Origin of the sequence: Paenarthrobacter sp. OM7 (assembly GCF_029873575.1) — a bacterium.
Lineage (GTDB): Bacteria > Actinomycetota > Actinomycetes > Actinomycetales > Micrococcaceae > Arthrobacter.
Window position 1 is genome coordinate 343,635 of the sequence record NZ_CP123579.1, and the last position, 16,157, is coordinate 359,791.

Below are 16,157 nucleotides of genomic sequence, written 5' to 3' on the forward strand. Positions count from 1 at the left end.
CGTACAACCCAGAAAGAACCAGGTAGCCACACCATGAAGAAGACTGTTGCGTGCATTGCGGGAGTGCTGGTTTCGGCAGCCGCACTGGCCGGTTGTTCATCGTCCCCGAGCAACGAGGCGGGGACATCGCCGTCGTCAACTACAACCCAGGCCGCCACCACCGGTGAGGCAAAACCTGCCAACCCGGGCACCGGCATCATCGAGGCCACCAAAATGACGTCCTGCGATACTGCGCAGGGAAAGGTGACGGCAAAGGGGACCGTGACTCCTCCCGAGGGAACCAAGGGCACGGTCAAGATCACCGTCAGTTGGGTGGATCCGAAAACCTCGGCCGTCCTCGCCCGCGGAGAGCAAACCTTCAAGGACGCCGCAGCGGGCAAAGCCCTTGACTGGGTAGCCAACGCAGAGGTGACCAAGCCTGCCACGGAGATCAAGTGCGTCCTGGGGGCCACGGTTTTGTAACCAGTCAGCTCAAGCAAATACCACGCTGAAGCGGTCGGTCAGGTATCCACTACCTGGTCGGCCGCTTTTTTTGCCACTGAACCGCGTGCCAGAACAGCAGGCCCGCAGTGATCAGCAAGGCGGCCAGCAGTACGTAGGGCGCGTTGGAAAGCAGGATGAACTTCATTTGGGCTGCTTCGGCGGATTCGGCGGGCTGGACGAATTGCGGAGAGCTCACTAACGCACCGACTGACGTAGCCAGCGCCCAGACTCCAAGCCAGGCCAAGCCGGCGTCCATGACCCACAACGCAATGATGAACGGGTTGAATGGAGTCCGCTTGCGTTCCCGGTCCGCAGGCTCCGGCACATGGGGGCTGACGGCCTGCACAGCGTTGCCTTGCTCGTCGATTTCGCGGAAGCCGATGCGCTCGTGGACGTGGTCCTTCATAGGTCCCCCAACCGTTGACTGCGGATAGTCCTTGCACTCTACTCCTGTAGTCGCGATGCCCGACAAGGAAGAGCGACGCCCAGGCATGGCCCATTGCCGACACTCCATGGCCGAAAAGAGTGCCACATTTTGCACCCAATGCAGTCTGAAAGAAAGTCAATGACGTGCAACTGGGCGGTACATAGGCGAGAAAGCGCCTTCTGAGCGAAATAGGTCACAAAAGTTTGACGGAAAGGCTTACCTAAGTAAGGCTTACCTTGCTAACAAGCGCCCCAACGCAATGGAAGGAAGCTGACGTGACGTCACCCAGTGTCGAAGAGCGGATCGCTCAGGAGCAGGATTTTGGCTCCAAAGTGGAACTGGCCCTCGCTGCCACCAACCAGCTGTTCAACGCACGAAATTCGCCCAGCTACGTCGCGCAGGTTCTCCAGGGAGTCAATGCTGTCTCCACCAAGGTCCAGCGGACCACCCAGCCGTTTACCGGCGTCGGGCACGCTGAACTGAAAGCCAAGGTTGGCGCTGTGGACCTTGAACGTCCGCTGCCGGACACGGCTGCGGCCCTGGAAGAGCTCGATGAGCTCTACCTTAAGGACGCCATCTACTTCCATGATTCCCGCTACGCTGCGCACCTCAACTGCCCGGTGGTTATCCCTGCGCTGGTAGGAGAAGCCGTGCTTTCGGCCGTGAATTCCTCCATGGACACCTGGGACCAGAGCGCGGGAGCCACCATGATCGAGCGCCGCCTCATTGACTGGACCGCCGAGCGCATCGGGTTCAGCGCCGAAGCTGATGGCGTGTTCACGTCCGGCGGCAGCCAGTCCAACTTCCAGGCGCTGCTGATTGCCCGCAACCACGCTGTCGCCAAACTGCGCGTGACGAATGGGGACGCGCGCCTGCCCCACCTTCTTGACCGCCTCCGGATCTTTACGTCCGCGGACAGTCACTTCAGCATCCAAAAGTCCGCTTCCATGCTGGGCCTGGGCTTCGACGCCGTCATCGCGGTCCCCACCACCGAAGACCACCGCATGGACCCCACCGCTCTGGCGGCTGCTTTGGCGGAAGCGCACGACGCCGGCCTGGTGCCGATGGCTGTCGTGGCCACTGCCGGGACCACCGACTTCGGTTCGGTTGACCCCTTGTCCGAAATGGCCGCGTTGGTTCGCGCCTATGATTCCTGGCTGCACGTGGACGGCGCCTACGGTGGCGGGCTCATCGTGTCCGGCCGCCACCGGCACCTCCTGGACGGTATCCACCTGGCGGATTCCGTCACTGTGGACTTCCACAAGACGTTCTTCCAGCCCGTCAGCTCCAGCGCAGTCCTGGTTCGCAACGGCTCCATGATGGGACACGTGACCTACTACGCGGACTATCTGAACCCGGAAAGCGCCGCAAAGGCCGAGATCCCCAACCAGGTGGACAAGAGCATCCAGACAACGCGCCGCTTCGATGCCCTGAAGCTATGGCTGACCCTCCGCATCATGGGTGCCGACGCCATTGGTGCGCTCTTCGACGAAGCGATCGACCTCGCCGCCCGGGTGGGCACCCTGCTGGCTGATGACGCCGAGTTCGAGCTCGCTGCCGCACCGCAGCTGAGCACCTTGGTGTTCCGCTACCGCCCAATGGTTGATGGTGCACCCCTCGATGACGACACTGCAGATGTACTCAACCCCGCCATCCGCGCAGCCATCTTCGCTTCAGGCGAGGCCGTGGTTGCCGGCACCAAAGTTGCTGGCCGCCATTACCTCAAATTCACCCTCCTCAACGCCGAGGCGAGCCTGAGGGACATCCAGGAAATCATCGAACTTATCCGCCGGACGGGCGACAGCCTGCTGGCGAACACCACGGAGGCTGCAGCGTGAGCACCCAAGACAACGGCAAGATCTACGACGTCGCAGGCATCGGCGTCGGGCCTTTCAACTTGGGCCTGGCCGCGCTGAGTGAGCCGGTCGACAACCTGGACTGTGTTTTTCTGGACCGTCGCGAGTCCTTCGACTGGCACCCGGGCATGATGCTCGAGCCGGCCCACCTGCAGGTGCCGTTCATGGCCGACCTCGTAACGCTGGCCGATCCGACATCGCCGTTCTCGTTCCTGAACTTCCTGAAACAGACGGGGCGCCTCTACCGCTTCTATATCCGCGAGAACTTCTACCCGCTGCGTGCCGAGTACAACCAGTACTGCCAGTGGGTGGCCGGGCAGCTGGATTCCGTCCGTTTTAGCACGGATGTGCTGGATGTGACGTACGACGACGGCGTGTACCGCCTTTCAGTGCAGGGTCCGGATGGCGCTGAGGTGCTTCGCGCCCGCAAGCTGGTTCTGGGCACGGGCACATCCCCGTATATCCCGGACTCCTGTGCAGGCATAGTGGAGGCTGGCGGACTTGTCCTCCACAACGCCGACTACCTGTCGAGGAAGAGTGAGCTGCAGTCCAAGCGCAGCATCACCATCGTGGGCAGTGGCCAGAGCGCTGCGGAGTTGTACTACGAATTGCTTCAGGAAATCGACGTCTATGGCTACCAGCTCAATTGGGTGACGCGCTCGGGCCGTTTCTTCCCGCTGGAGTACACCAAGCTCACGCTGGAGATGACGTCGCCGGAGTACGTTGACTACTTCCACTCGCTCCCGGGCGAGCAGCGCGATTCCCTGATCAAGAGCCAGAAGAACCTGTACAAGGGCATCAACTCGGACCTGATCGACGACATCTACGATCTCCTCTATACCAAGAGCCTCTCCGGCATGGTGGACACCCAGCTGCACACCCATTCCTCGCTCACTGCCGCAGAGTGGGATGCCACCACCGGCACGCACACACTCCAGTTGCACCACGAGGAACACGGCCAGGGCTACTCGTTGGAATCCGAAGCCGTGGTTCTGGCCACCGGCTACACCTACAAGGAGCCCACCTTCCTGGCAGGCATCCAGGACCGGATCCGCCGCGACGCCAAAGGCCGGTTCGACGTCGAGCGCAACTACGGCACCGGGGTGGAACCCGGCGAGATCTTCGTCCAGAACGCCGAGCTGCACACGCACGGATTTGTGACGCCTGACCTTGGCATGGCCGCCTACCGCAACTCGTGCATCCTGAGGGAAATCACCGGCCGTGAGGTCTACCCGATCGAGCGCAGCATCGCGTTCCAGCAGTTCGGTGCACCCGCTCCGGCGGCTGCCGCAGAACCTGCCGCCGTCCCCGAAACCGCTGGGGCCACCGTATGAGCTTCACGTTCCGTCCCGTCGATCCGGTAACGGACGCACCTGTCCTCCACAGCTGGGTCAGCAAAGAATACGCCCGGTTCTGGGGCATGGTTTCAGCCACCGAGCAGGACGTGGTGGAGGAGTACTCGAAGATCGCTGAGTCCGGCCACCACCAGGCGTTCCTGGGGCTCGACGACGGCGCCCCTGCCTTCCTGATGGAACGGTACCGGCCGGAGTCTTCGCCGTTGGCGGACGTCTACGAGGTCCGTCAAGGCGATGTCGGCATGCACCTCCTGGTGTCACCTCCCACCGGCGAGCCCCAGCCTGGTTTCACCACCGCCGTCATGCAGTCCGTCATGGCCGAACTGTTCGCGGACCCCGCAACCCGGCGGGTCGTCGTCGAACCTGACGCCCGCAACCACAAGATCCATGTTCTCAACGAGAAGGTGGGGTTCCGGCCGCACGGTGTGGTGACCCTTCCCGCCGTCGATCCTGCCGAAGACCATAAGCAGGGCCTGCTGAGCTTCTGCACGCGCGAGGATTTCCTCGCCACCCTCACCCCGATTCTGGCCGCGCCTGCCGCGGCGACCAGAGGAGAATCCCTATGACCACAACAGCCGATACCATGACCACTGCGGTTGATTCCGTATCCCACCTGACCCCTGAACGGTGGGCGATTGCCAACCGGCACCTGGTCCGGAAGGCCATCGCCGAGTTCTCGCATGAACGCATCCTGGTTCCGGAGCTGATCCGGGAGGAGGGCAACGGCGTCGGGCTTTACAAGGTAGTGAGCGATGACGACGCTACGGAATATCGCTTCCGTGCCCGGGTGCTCCAACTGGAGCACTGGTCCGTTTCCGGAGACTCCATCTCGCGGCTGCGGGACGGTGAAGAGCTTCCGGTGGACGCCTTGGACTTCATTGCCGAATTCCACGAGGCGTTGGCCATCCGCCAGGAAATGCTGCCCGTGTACTTGGAGGAGATCAGCAGCACGTTGGCCAGCAACGCCTACAAGCAGGGCAAGCCGTTCAGTGCCGCGCAGTTGGCTGCCGGCGTCACCGGCGGCACTGACCGGGCCGCGGATTTCCAAGCCATTGAACACAGCATGACTGAGGGCCACCCGTGCTTTGTGGCCAACAACGGCCGTTTAGGCTTCGGGATTACCGACTACCACGCGTTCGCGCCGGAAACGGGTGCCACGGTGAAACTGCAGTGGATCGCGGTGCATCGCAGTAAAGCTGTGTTTACGTCCAGCGCCGGGTTGGATTACCGGACGCATTTTGAGGCCGAACTCGGGCCCGCGACGCTTGCGTGGTTCAACGCGGAACTGTCCGCTTCCGGCTTGGATCCCGAGGACTACCTCCTCATGCCGGTCCACCCGTGGCAGTGGGACAACAAGCTCACGGTGACGTTCGCGGCAGAAATCGCCCAGCGCCACATCGTGAACCTGGGCACCGGTGAAGACTCGTACCAGGCCCAGCAGTCCATCCGTACGTTCTTCAACACCGACTACCCGGAGAAGGCCTATGTGAAGACGGCCATGTCCGTGTTGAACATGGGCTTCATGCGGGGACTGTCCCCGCAGTACATGAAGGCGACGCCGGCCATCAATGACTGGCTGCAGGAACTGATCGGCAATGACCAGGAGCTCCAGAACCGGGGCCTGGCCATGATCCGTGAAACCGCGGCCATCGGCTACCACAACCACTATTACGAGGCTGCTTCCGCCAAGGGGTCCCCCTACCGGAAGATGCTCTCGGCCCTGTGGAGGGAAAGTCCGTTGCCGTTGCTCAAGGACGGGCAGCAGCTGGCCACCATGGCTTCCCTGCTGCATGTGGATGCCGCAGGGGAATCTGTGGTTTCATCGCTGATTCAACGCTCCGGCCTGGCTCCCACGGAGTGGCTTCGCCGCTACTTTGAGGCTTATCTCGTGCCGCTGGTCCATTGCCTCTTCGAGTACGAGCTCGCGTTCATGCCGCATGGCGAGAATGTGATCCTGATCCTCGAGGACGGTGTGCCCGTCCGTGCGATCATGAAGGACATCGCCGAGGAAATCGTGGTGATGGGGGAGCGGCTGGAACTGCCGGAGGAAGTCTCGCGCATCAAGGCCGAGATCCCCGCAGAGGAAATGGTCCTGGCCATCTTCACGGACGTGTTCGACTGCATCTTCCGTTTCCTCGGAGCAATCCTTGTGGAGGACGGGACACTGCGCGAGGACGAGTTCTGGGGGACTGCCGCCGCCGTCCTGCGGGAGTACCAGCAGCGTCACCCGGAACTTGCAGACCAGTTCGCCATGCATGATCTGTTTGCCCCGGACTTCGAGCTCTCCTGCCTCAACAGGCTGCAGCTCCGTAATAACCAGCAGATGCTCGACATCTCTGATCCCTCCGGTGGGCTCCAGATGGCAGGCCGCCTGGCGAACCCGCTGGCGAAGTTCGCCTAATCAGGTCCCGCGAGGGGTTGGCTTTCGGCACTTTCAAGTGTTGAGAGAGTCGAGAGCTAACCCCTCGGCGAGGAAATTAGCGCCATGATCTCCGTTTGGTAAGCCTGCGAGGACGTCATCGATCCCCGGAACCAGCACAGAGCGTGAACTGACGGATCGCCCGGGACCACCATGGGCCTGAGATTGTCCACCGTGGATCCCTCCGTGATGGCTTCCCACGTCCAACTCGCACCGGAATCGGCCGTGGTGCCCCGGTAGATCTCGTAGTGCGGTGTGGTTGCACCCGTTCCAGGATCCACGGGCGTCGAGATGTAGACGCGGTCCAGGTCGTTGGGGTCCACCGCGCCCAGTCCCGTGTAGTCCTGTTCGTGGGGCAGCAGGCCGGGGCCAGCGATGGCGAGGGGGTGCAGCTCCCAGCCCGCGCCATCGAAGCGCGCGTACAGCAGGCGGTGATCGTCGACGTCGAGCATTTGCTCCCGCTGCAGCGGACCGTTCACGTCGTTGGCCCGGCAGGTGACGATCGCGGCAAGTTGGTTGCCTTGCCGGCGAAGGTCAGTAGTCCAGCCGTGGGTGAGGACGTCGCCGTCGAGCGTTGTTCCGGCTTCGAAAACTGTGGTGAGGACTGACTGGTTGATGCCCGCCGAGCCGGTCAACGGCTTGCTGACCACGTTCCCAGCGGCGTCGTGGAGAGCGTCGTTCTGGAGATAGCCGTGGTAGATGCTGTTGTTGAAATCGCGTGGATGGTGGTCCGTGGTGATGAGGTCGATCCGGTCCGTGCCGTTGCCGACGTAGCGCGTGTACCCGTTGACGTAGCCGATCTTGGGGCGGGTGAAGAGCTTGCCGCCGAAGGTCCAGGTGCTGCCGTGGTCATCCGAAATCATCAGCGTGGGATCGTCGTTGATGGCCCGGACAAAGTTGTAGACCCGGTCCTCCTCGCGCAGATGATGCAGGTTGGAGTAGGTGGCGCCACGGCCGTCAGCCAGTTCGGTCCAATCGAAGTGTTGCTCCGGCTCCCATTCAGAGGCGTCGTGAGGGCGTGTAGAAATCCGCCAACGTGAGTAATTGTCCGTCTTGTGCTTGGCGTACATCGCCACGTAGTGACCATCCGGCCGGATCAGGAGGGCCGGGGCATTGTGGTCATCGGACTCCAGCCGGTGGCGAGGTCCAAGACCGCCACCTCGATGTTCCCGCCACGTTCGGCACCCCCTGGACCTTCCGGAGCGGCGACCGAACCCACCAGCATGGTGTTGTTCGCGGGGTCTATCAGTGCACGTTCGTCCTGGAACCAGCACCAAGCGCCGTTGTTGTTGAGGAGTAGTGGCACGTGCAGTGATGGGACGGTGTTGACCATGGGAATCCTTTGCGGCTTTGCATCGTTTCAATTCCAGTGTGGGTACTAGTCTAGGCGCATGACGACTCGAGCCAACGAACTCACTGCCCTGGTGACAGGTGCCACCGCCGGGCTCGGTGCGGAATTCGCCCGACAACTTGCTGAAGCCGGACACCACTTGGTCCTGGTAGCCCGCGACGAACAGGGCCTGAAAGAAACGGCCGAAGCGCTCGAACGCGACTTCAGTATCTCGGCGGAGGTCCTTTCCGCTGACCTGACCACCGATGTCGGCGTAGCAGCGGTGGCGGACCGCTTGCGGGATGCTGCGCGGCCCGTGGATGTCCTGGTCAACAACGCCGGCATCGGGCTGTTGAAGTCGTTCGAAAGGAATGACCTGGACGAAGAAAAACGCCATCTGCGGCTCCACGTCCAGACGCCCATGGAACTGTGCCACGCGGCGCTGGAGGTCATGCTTGCCCGCGGGAAGGGCCGCATCATTAACGTCGCCAGCGTGGCAGCGTTTGCCAACAGGGGCACCTACTCGGCGGCCAAGGCGTGGCAGGTGACATTCAGCCGGTGGGCGAACATCACCTACGCCAAGTCCGGCGTCCAGGTCACTGCCGTATGCCCGGGTTTCACGCATACCGAATTCCATGACCGTATGGGAATGGACAAGTCAGTGGCTCCCCGTTTCCTGTGGCTCACAGCCGAGCGCGTGGTGCGTGAAGGGCTGGAGGACAACGCCAAGGGCAAAGGTGTTTCCATTCCGACGCGCAGGTACAAAGTGGTCAGCTTCTTCGCACGTGTCCTGCCGGCAAAACTGACGTCGGGCCCGCCTCGGCGTCCGCTGGAGCCGTAAGGCTGCCAAAGTGTTCACTTGGGGGGGGCTTCCGGATTTAGGCTGGGGCTGGAGTGTGGCACCGGGCGCGGCTGCCGCACGGGGGCTACAGCAGCGTGGCCCCGCAAACAGGGCCTTACGAAGGTCTCGTTGATCCGTGTACGAATGCCGTGTCCGAAACGGGCAGCAGCATGGGCGGAACAGCACCGGCGGACAGCAACGGGCGCCACGGAACAGGCTTCGGCGGTGACGGCAATGGTGCCGTGGCTGACAGCGACATGGATTTGGTCCTTCAGGTTCGCGCAGGCCATCGGACTGCGTTCGAGGTGCTCTTCGAGAGGCACCAAGGGGTGGCGCGGAAGGTAGCAGCGGCGCAGGTGAACAACTTTGCAGACGTTGACGACGTCGTGGCTGACGCTTTCACGTCCGTTTACCAAAGCATCACCGCAGGGAAGGGGCCCGAGACTTTCTTCCGCGCCTACCTGCTGACAGCCGTGCGGCGTTTTGCCTATCAAACTAATCGGGGGGCGTCGCGTACCCGCCCTACTGCTGAGTCGTTCGTGTTGGATTCAGCGGTGTTCCATGATGATCCTGCCGTGGCCCACTTCGAATCCAAGGCCGTTACCCAAGCGTTTCGTTCCCTCCCTGAACGGTGGCAGGAAGTCCTTTGGTATGTAGACATTGAGGGGCTGAAACCCGCTGCGGTTTCGCCGCTGATTGGCTTGACCCCCAATGGGGTTTCCGCCTTGGCGCTCCGTGCGAGGGAACGCCTGCGCCAGGTGTACCTGCAGAACCACATCACGTCATCCACTGGAGATAGCTGCGAAGAATACTCAACACAGTTGGGTGCGTACTCCCGCGATGGACTGAGGAGGCGCAGCCAGGACAGGGTGCGGGCACATCTTGAGGGCTGTCCCAAGTGCACTGCCTTGCTGCTTGACCTCAACGATGTGCAATCGGCCATGCGGGCTGTGGTCTTCCCGTTGGTAGCAGGAGCAGCGTTTACCTCCGTCTTCCCTGCGCTTGCGGCCGTGGGCGCCGGAACAGGGGTGGGCGCCGGCTTGGTGCATGGCATGCCGCACAAGGAGATGGCCTTCTTCTTGAAGGTAGGCGCAGGAGTGATGGCCGTGGCAGCAGTGTCGGTGGGCGCAGCCGTAGCGTTGAGTGGCGCAGGGTCAAACACAGCTGAGGTACCAGTGGCGGAGGTATCTCCTACTCCTCGAGGGCAAGTTTCTTACGGTCCTGATCCAGCCGCCCCGGGAGCCGGGGAGCAGGATCAGCCTCAATTTCCGGCCCCCAATGAGCCTTCGAGCGGAGCGGTAGAGAAGCCTGCCGTGTTTCCGTTTCCCGTACCAACGAAACCAGCGCCCAGGGGGTTTCCAGCCCCCTCGCTGTCCTGGAAGAACCCACTGTTTCCGACGTTCGCACCGACGGGGCCGCCAACCCTCCCGGCACTGGTTCCGCTCCCGGGCGCAACCCCGACCCCAAGCCCAACTTCGACACAAACGCCCACGGCCACGCCAAGTCCAACTTCCACGGCCACGCCCAGCCCTAGTTCCACCGCCACGCCATCACCGGCGCCCGCTGTGACAGCCACGTTCCGTGCTGTACCAGGGACCACGGCCTCGGACACCAACATCACCATCACCTTCACACTTCAGCCCGGGCCGGTGCCCTCCAATGCGGAAGTTGTGTTCGCAATTTCTGCCGGCGCGGACATGATCCCGGGAAAACTGATCGAACCGGCAGGCTGGAACTGTTCGTCGGATGACGCTGCCACCAGGCAATTCCGGTGCAGCAGCAATGCTGTTGACCCTGATGCGTTGGAATTCTTGCTGGGCGTCTCCAAACAGGACGAAGGGGAAACAACCACCCTTGATTACCAATTCAGCGGCACCGGTATTGAGACGGCCACATTCTCCAACACATTCTAGGGAACATTGACTGGACTCCAGTGCGGGGAACCGGGTGAGGAAACTGGGGCAGCAAGCGGATGCCCGCCTCCGACATCCTCAAACAGGTCCTCGAACAAAGGCCGGTGCGCGTCACGGACGAAAACGAAGACTAACGCCGGATCCTGAACCCCACCGAAACCGCAGCAGCGCAGGAAAAGGCCCAGCTGCTGCAGGAACGGTTCAGCGAATGGGTGTGGGAGGAACCCGAACGGGCCAACCGCCTCATCGACGAATACAACCGCCGCTTCAACTCCATCGTGCTCCGGGACGACAGCACCGAAGGGGAGCGGCTGACCCTGCCCGGCATGGCCAAAGACTTCTCCCCACGCCCGCACCGGTGCGCAGCCGTCGCACGGATGCTCTCCGAACCAGCCGTCGGTCTGTTCCACCAGGTAGGTGCCGGAAAGACCGCAGAAATGGTCATGGGCGTGATGGAACTGCGCCGACTAGGCATGGTCAACAAGCCCGCCGTCATCGTCCCGAACCACATGCTCGAACAATTCGCCCGGGAATGGCTGCAGATCTACCCGCAGGCGCGCATCCTCGCCGCCTCATCGGCCGACCTCGCAGGTGACAAACGCCGGCAGTTCGTTGCCCGTGCGGCAGCAAACCAGTGGGACGCCGTGATCATGACCCGCACCGCCTTCCAACGCGTCAGCCTCAGCCCGGAAGCCGAAGCCGCCTACATCAATGCTGAAGTCATTCAGATGCGGGCCGAGCTTGAAGCGGTCAAGGACAGCGGCGAGGACAACGGACGAGCCAACGCCAGCATCATCAAACGGCTGGAAAAGGCAGTGTTGGCCCAGGAAGAAACGCTCAAAGCCAAACTCGACACCCCGGCCGACCCCGGGATCAGCTTCGAGGAAACCGGCATCGACTACCTCGTTGTGGACGAGCTGCACGACTACAAGAACCTCCGCACGCCGTCAAACATCCTGGGAGCGGCAATCCAGGGCTCCAACAGGGCGTCGGATCTGCACATGAAGACCGAGTTCCTGCGCACCGCCAGGAAGCGGAACCACCTTAGACCGCGATGAGCCCGGCCGGTTCCGGGCAGAGGTGCCGGATCAGTCATGCCTCAGTTTCCCGGTTTATACCCGGCCCCGCTACCTCCAGTGGCCCGTGTTGTCCAGCCCGACGTAATGAGAGTGACCGAGGGTCTTTCCACGGTGGAAATCCCGGAGTGCACGTTCCGACTCCGGATCTGAATCTGCTGGCCTCTGCTTCGTCCGCCTCAACAGGTAAAGCGCGATTGACGCAACGATCAACAATCCTGCCGCAATGACTACACCTAACAACTCCATGGCTCCCCCTTTTATGAGCACAACTATAGATTCCCCTCGTCGGCTGACCCAGGTTCCTGGGCCATCACGGCCCTAGAACTTAGTGCATGCTCGAAGAGCTCGCACCCGTCTGGGCGTCCACTCCGCTTCGCTCCGTGGTCGGCTGTTGGGGCCAGGGCATGACGTCGCAGAGCTCCTGCACGCCCTGGCCCTGTCCTCGTCTGCGACGTTTTGGCTGCTGTCCTTCGGATTGTACGTGCCCGCTCCACCCGGTCTAGCCCCTCCTTCGTCGGGGCCTGCGTGCCGGGAATTTCCCTGCGGCGCTGATTTCCTTCGGGAATTTCCCGTCCCTTGCCCCCTGGGTAGACAGGCCTCCGTCGGGCACAGCTCCGCAAGCTTCGCCAGCAGCCAAAACAACGGCGGGGGAGAGGGGAGCTGGCCACTCACCACGAGCGCCCCACCCACCGACAAAACAACGGCGGGGGAGAGGGGAGCTGGCCACTCACCACGAGCGCCCCACCCACCGACAAAACAACGAGGCGACGGGCAATCCGTCGGTCAGCCACACCCTTTTCCGACGCTTGACAAGACATAGAAGCATCGGGGGAGCGGGGACGTTGGCCTGTCACCATTGGTCGCCCCACCCACCCAACTTCTCGGACAAGAAGGAGCAACACCATGAACGACGAAAACCGCATTGCACGCGCGGCCCTGACCCGCATGTTCACCCCGGGCGATGACGTAGCCCGTAAGCTCGTAGCCCGTCACGGCGCACACCCCGCCTACCGCATGGCCCTCCGTGCCCGGCCCCTGTTTCCGTTCTGGGACGTCACCGCTGATGAACTTTCGAAAGGGCTGGACCGCTGGGCACCGGCACCCCGCGACCTCGACACCGACACAATCGAGGCCGAGCTGGAGACCATTGAACGCCTTGGCGGCGGGTTCCTGGTCCCCGGTGACGAGCACTGGCCCGAGGGGTTGGACGACCTGCCCAACCCCCCTACGGGCTCTGGTACGTCGGGAACATCGCCCAGGGAATCCCGGCCCCGCAGCGCACAGCGGCATTGACCGGATCCCGTGATTCCACCAGCTACGGTGCTGCCGTCACCGCCGAAATGGCCCATGGACTGGCACGGCGTGGCATCTGCGTAATCTCCGGTCTTGCCTACGGCATCGACGCCCACGCCCACCGTGGCGCACTTGCTGGCAGCGCCGGGACGGGACCGGCGACGATCGCCGTCGCCGCTGGCGGCCTTGACCGGGTTTACCCGTCCGGTAACGCCGACCTCGCGGCAGCGATCAAAACCACCGGCCTGATCGTCTCCGAACAGCCCATCGGTACCGCACCCACGCGGGCACGCTTCCTGGACCGGAACCGGATCATCGCCGCTCTGGCCGGAGTGACTTGTGTCGTCGAAGCCCGGTGGCGCTCAGGTGCGCTGAACACCGCGCACCACGCCGAAACCATCTCCCGGCACGTCGCGGCAGTACCCGGAAGCGTGCACAGCGCGAACTCCGCAGGCTGCCACCGGCTCCTGAAAGTCGACTCCCCGAGCCTTCGATTCCGCCTCAAATGAGTGGAAAGACGGTGAGACATTGTTCCTTCGGGCTACCGCGTGGCGGGAGATGGCCGAGAACGTCGCTGCCTCCCTGACCAAGGGGTCCAGGGTTATCGCCTCAGGGCGGCTGAAGTCCCGTTCCTTCGAGACTAAGGAAGGTGAGAAACGCACCGTGATCGAGCTCGAGGTGGATGAGATCGGCGCCAGCCTGCGCTTCGCCGAAGCCAGAATCAGCAGGACGCAGCGAGGCAGTCAAGATGCTCCTTACGCGCAGCCGGAAGACTCTCGTGTTGCGGGCTAAACGTGATGACAGCTCCATCAGTGCCAAATTCACCCGCGATGATGCGGAGCAGATACGTGCGGCCCTAAAGGCTGTCGGTATGGAGGAGGGATACGCCTCGGTCAACGACTTCGTCGAAGCAGCCGTCAGGCGGGAGCTTCGGAGAGTCCAACGAAAATATAACGGCGGAAAGAAATGGCCTGGCGTGCCTTTAGGTGGGCTGCGGCCCGGACGCCGAACCAGGGAGGAAACGGCTCGCTATGAGGACGGTCGTAGTTCGTGAGTGCGCTGCTCCGGTATTCGTTCACAGCAACGGCGTGCTTCCCCGCACGGAGTCGTACAACAGGACACCGCCGGACGGCAAAGCGCCAGGACCATTGCTGACGGTCCCGGCGCTCCACCACTTCAATCGACGTCTCGGCCCAAGTCAGCCTCATGCTGGAGGGTACTGGCTGTGCGCTCTGGCGACGTACCGTTGCCCATCCAATGGAGTGCAAAGCCGATCGCTGTCAGTGCTGCCCCAAAAGGCGCAATTCCGAACTGCACCATCGAGATAATAACTTTTGCAAACCAAACTCCAGAAACTAGGTTTCGATCGATCGAGGCTTCAACCCATCCAGTGACGTAGACGGCTGAAACCGCGATTACCGAACCGATGAGACTAACAATGATTCCCGTAAGAATGAATTTCTTCGCGCGGTTATCCATTGCCGAGACCCTTCCTATGGCTAGCTATATATTCCCCCACCGTAGTACCCATACTGGGACCGTGACAGGACTTTAGGGTAGGCGGAAACGTTGTCCCACGGGACTGTGTAGCCGCCGGTTGCGCCGCATCCTAACGAATACCAAGCCGCCCATAGGCCAAATGAGCCACCGTTGTATCCGGTGTAATAGCCTTGGCCTTGCAGGCACGCTTGGGTACTAAATGCCCCATCGACATACCAGGTGTAGGTGTGGCTGCAGCATCCTGACAGCGAGGTGAGTCGCTGAAATGGGCCAAACCATGCAAGGCCCGGTCCGTACGTGAATCTTGTGTCGTTTACGCCCATCGTTGTGAAACCGCCGTCCGCGCTCCTCGACGATTCCTCCCGCCCGGCTACTTCTGTTTGGGCGACCTTCGCCGACACCTCTTGAACATCTGCTGCCGCCACAGGCCCTGGCGGCAGGTCCAGATCAGCAGCGACCTCAGGAGTGACAAGCAACGCGTCCCGATATTCCTCCGGCACGGCGAAGAACTCGTTGCCGGCATCTGTGGTGTCGGATGGCGCACCCAAGACGTAAATTCCTTGGCCCGAAGCGGGTGGTGCGTCCTCGTTCGCCGAAGAAGTAGCGGAAGCCGGAAGAGCCACCCCTGAAACGAGCACAAGGGTAGCTGATACAGCTGAAATGATGGTTCTGATTTTCACTCAATCCCCCCAGATTGGTTTGAAGAGGCAGGCGCATCATTGCGAAACCCTGTACCTCTGGGGCCATCCTAAAGACGCAGATGGATCTTTGCAAGGCAACTCATCGACATACAACACAACTTTAAGAAGCACTCATACAAAACGACAAACTATTTTTACTACATTGTTATGTTCTGGTTTTCTATGGGTCACTATTTGCGGTTCATGGGCACCATAGTGCTCCACTAGGCTGCTCTGGAGACCTGAGCGAAGTCGATGGCAGACCCAACGCAGTGGCGCGCGGCATCTTGGCGTGCTGGTAACACCGCAGTCGATTCGAGTGCGGAGGCTCCGAGCATGCTTAAGTGTCTGCCGATATGGCCGCTACAGAGCGGGACAGCCGCATATTACGCGGCTGCACGAGTTTAAGTCTCTGGGGAATAGACGCGCTGCCTCTTATGCGCCGTTGATGGACCTGTATTGGCCGCCGAGTTGTTCCGCGAGGTTCTTTAGGTCCCTGCCGCTGGCTGGTTCTTGAAGGGCCTTGGACAGGTCTACAACCATCCAATTCTTGCCCTCGACCAGGGCTAACGGTTGCGAGCTGTCCGCGTACAGTTGCTGCTCAGCGTTTCGCGCATCTTCAGTCTGGAACCACTCGACCTGCACCCTGTCAGCGCAGACGCTGTATTCAGCCGTGTGGCCGGCCAGATCAGGGTTGACGATAGGTTCAGTCGTTGGTGTCTCATCGCAGCCTATGACCTTATGAACGGCCTGGCGGGCTGCCTCGAGAGACGCGAATTCGGTGGCGGTTGAAGCATCGGAGGCCTGACTATTTGAAGCCGGTTTTACCTCCCCGTCACAAGCTGCAAGCGATGCCACCAAAGCTACTGCTGCCGCTGCGGTAGCCAACGTTATTTTGTCTGTGTTCCTCATCGGACACCCCCCATGTCAGTAATTCATACTTGCACAATGAGGGGCGGAACGTAACAGGCGCGCAAGAGT

The 16,157-nt window shown here is 61.7% G+C and carries 16 protein-coding genes and 1 pseudogene; 12 read left to right on the forward strand and 5 right to left on the reverse strand.

Features of this window, described 5'->3' with window-relative positions; genetic code table 11:
- Window positions 1–33: 33 nt before the first annotated feature.
- On the forward strand, window positions 34–462 hold the full coding sequence (locus QEH68_RS01665) for a hypothetical protein (RefSeq protein WP_026541746.1): 429 nt from the start codon (window positions 34–36) through the stop codon (window positions 460–462).
- Between the two features lie 49 nt (window positions 463–511).
- Here the strand turns inward: QEH68_RS01665 and QEH68_RS01670 are convergent, their stop codons facing one another.
- Entirely contained in the window at window positions 512–889 is a 378-nt protein-coding gene (locus tag QEH68_RS01670; RefSeq protein ID WP_280625959.1) for a hypothetical protein, read from the reverse strand.
- Between the two features lie 296 nt (window positions 890–1,185).
- On the opposite strand from QEH68_RS01670, the gene QEH68_RS01675 reads away from it, so the two are divergent.
- Genes QEH68_RS01675 through QEH68_RS01690 form a run of 4 tightly spaced genes read left to right on the forward strand, consistent with a single transcriptional unit; the run spans window position 1,186 to window position 6,522 of the window.
- Window positions 1,186–2,748 (forward strand): aspartate aminotransferase family protein, encoded by a 1,563-nt coding sequence (locus QEH68_RS01675; RefSeq protein ID WP_280625962.1) that lies wholly within the window; start codon window positions 1,186–1,188, stop codon window positions 2,746–2,748.
- On the forward strand, window positions 2,745–4,100 hold the full coding sequence (locus tag QEH68_RS01680) for a lysine N(6)-hydroxylase/L-ornithine N(5)-oxygenase family protein (protein ID WP_280625965.1): 1,356 nt from the start codon (window positions 2,745–2,747) through the stop codon (window positions 4,098–4,100). Before QEH68_RS01675 ends, QEH68_RS01680 begins: the two co-directional genes overlap by 4 nt.
- Window positions 4,097–4,687, forward strand: a complete 591-nt coding sequence (locus QEH68_RS01685) for a GNAT family N-acetyltransferase (protein WP_207595879.1) — start codon at window positions 4,097–4,099, stop codon at window positions 4,685–4,687. The genes QEH68_RS01680 and QEH68_RS01685 overlap by 4 nt, the downstream gene beginning before the upstream one ends.
- Window positions 4,684–6,522 carry an IucA/IucC family siderophore biosynthesis protein gene (locus tag QEH68_RS01690; protein WP_280625968.1) on the forward strand — a complete coding sequence of 613 codons (1,839 nt, stop codon included), beginning with the start codon at window positions 4,684–4,686 and terminating at the stop codon, window positions 6,520–6,522. The genes QEH68_RS01685 and QEH68_RS01690 overlap by 4 nt, the downstream gene beginning before the upstream one ends.
- 56 nt (window positions 6,523–6,578) lie before the next feature.
- On the opposite strand, the gene QEH68_RS01695 is transcribed toward QEH68_RS01690, so the two are convergent.
- Together QEH68_RS01695 and QEH68_RS01700 are read right to left on the reverse strand one after the other, a co-directional pair.
- Entirely contained in the window at window positions 6,579–7,616 is a 1,038-nt protein-coding gene (locus QEH68_RS01695; RefSeq protein WP_280625971.1) for a hypothetical protein, read from the reverse strand.
- Window positions 7,617–7,636: 20 nt separating this feature from the next.
- Window positions 7,637–7,873, reverse strand: coding sequence for a hypothetical protein (locus QEH68_RS01700; protein ID WP_280625973.1), 237 nt, complete (start codon window positions 7,871–7,873; stop codon window positions 7,637–7,639).
- A 58-nt stretch (window positions 7,874–7,931) separates the two neighbouring features.
- On the opposite strand from QEH68_RS01700, the gene QEH68_RS01705 reads away from it, so the two are divergent.
- The 7 genes and pseudogenes from QEH68_RS01705 (at window position 7,932) to QEH68_RS01735 (ending at window position 14,050) form a co-directional block, all read left to right on the forward strand.
- Entirely contained in the window at window positions 7,932–8,711 is a 780-nt protein-coding gene (locus QEH68_RS01705; RefSeq protein ID WP_280625975.1) for an SDR family NAD(P)-dependent oxidoreductase, read from the forward strand.
- A gap of 170 nt (window positions 8,712–8,881) precedes the next feature.
- On the forward strand, window positions 8,882–10,624 hold the full coding sequence (locus QEH68_RS01710) for a sigma-70 family RNA polymerase sigma factor (protein ID WP_280625981.1): 1,743 nt from the start codon (window positions 8,882–8,884) through the stop codon (window positions 10,622–10,624).
- 212 nt (window positions 10,625–10,836) lie between these two features.
- Window positions 10,837–11,682, forward strand: a complete 846-nt coding sequence (locus QEH68_RS01715) for a DEAD/DEAH box helicase family protein (protein ID WP_280625984.1) — start codon at window positions 10,837–10,839, stop codon at window positions 11,680–11,682.
- Between the two features lie 924 nt (window positions 11,683–12,606).
- Entirely contained in the window at window positions 12,607–12,996 is a 390-nt protein-coding gene (locus QEH68_RS01720) for a hypothetical protein (protein ID WP_280625986.1), read from the forward strand.
- Window positions 12,966–13,505 (forward strand): DNA-processing protein DprA, encoded by a 540-nt coding sequence (locus QEH68_RS01725; protein ID WP_280627951.1) that lies wholly within the window; start codon window positions 12,966–12,968, stop codon window positions 13,503–13,505. The genes QEH68_RS01720 and QEH68_RS01725 overlap by 31 nt, the downstream gene beginning before the upstream one ends.
- Window positions 13,471–13,734 (forward strand): annotated as a pseudogene (locus QEH68_RS01730) (single-stranded DNA-binding protein); the annotation flags it as partial. The gene QEH68_RS01725 and the pseudogene QEH68_RS01730, both read left to right, overlap by 35 nt.
- Before the next feature lie 10 nt (window positions 13,735–13,744).
- The gene (locus QEH68_RS01735) at window positions 13,745–14,050 is read left to right on the forward strand and encodes a hypothetical protein (protein WP_280625988.1); all 306 of its coding nucleotides are present in this window, start codon (window positions 13,745–13,747) and stop codon (window positions 14,048–14,050) included.
- Window positions 14,051–14,172: 122 nt separating this feature from the next.
- Here QEH68_RS01735 and QEH68_RS01740 read toward each other — a convergent pair whose 3' ends face one another.
- Both QEH68_RS01740 and QEH68_RS01745 read right to left on the reverse strand, forming a co-directional pair.
- Window positions 14,173–14,475 carry a hypothetical protein gene (locus QEH68_RS01740; RefSeq protein ID WP_280625990.1) on the reverse strand — a complete coding sequence of 101 codons (303 nt, stop codon included), beginning with the start codon at window positions 14,473–14,475 and terminating at the stop codon, window positions 14,173–14,175.
- A 1,136-nt stretch (window positions 14,476–15,611) separates the two neighbouring features.
- Window positions 15,612–16,088 carry a hypothetical protein gene (locus QEH68_RS01745; RefSeq protein WP_280625992.1) on the reverse strand — a complete coding sequence of 159 codons (477 nt, stop codon included), beginning with the start codon at window positions 16,086–16,088 and terminating at the stop codon, window positions 15,612–15,614.
- Between the last annotated feature and the right edge of the window lie 69 nt (window positions 16,089–16,157).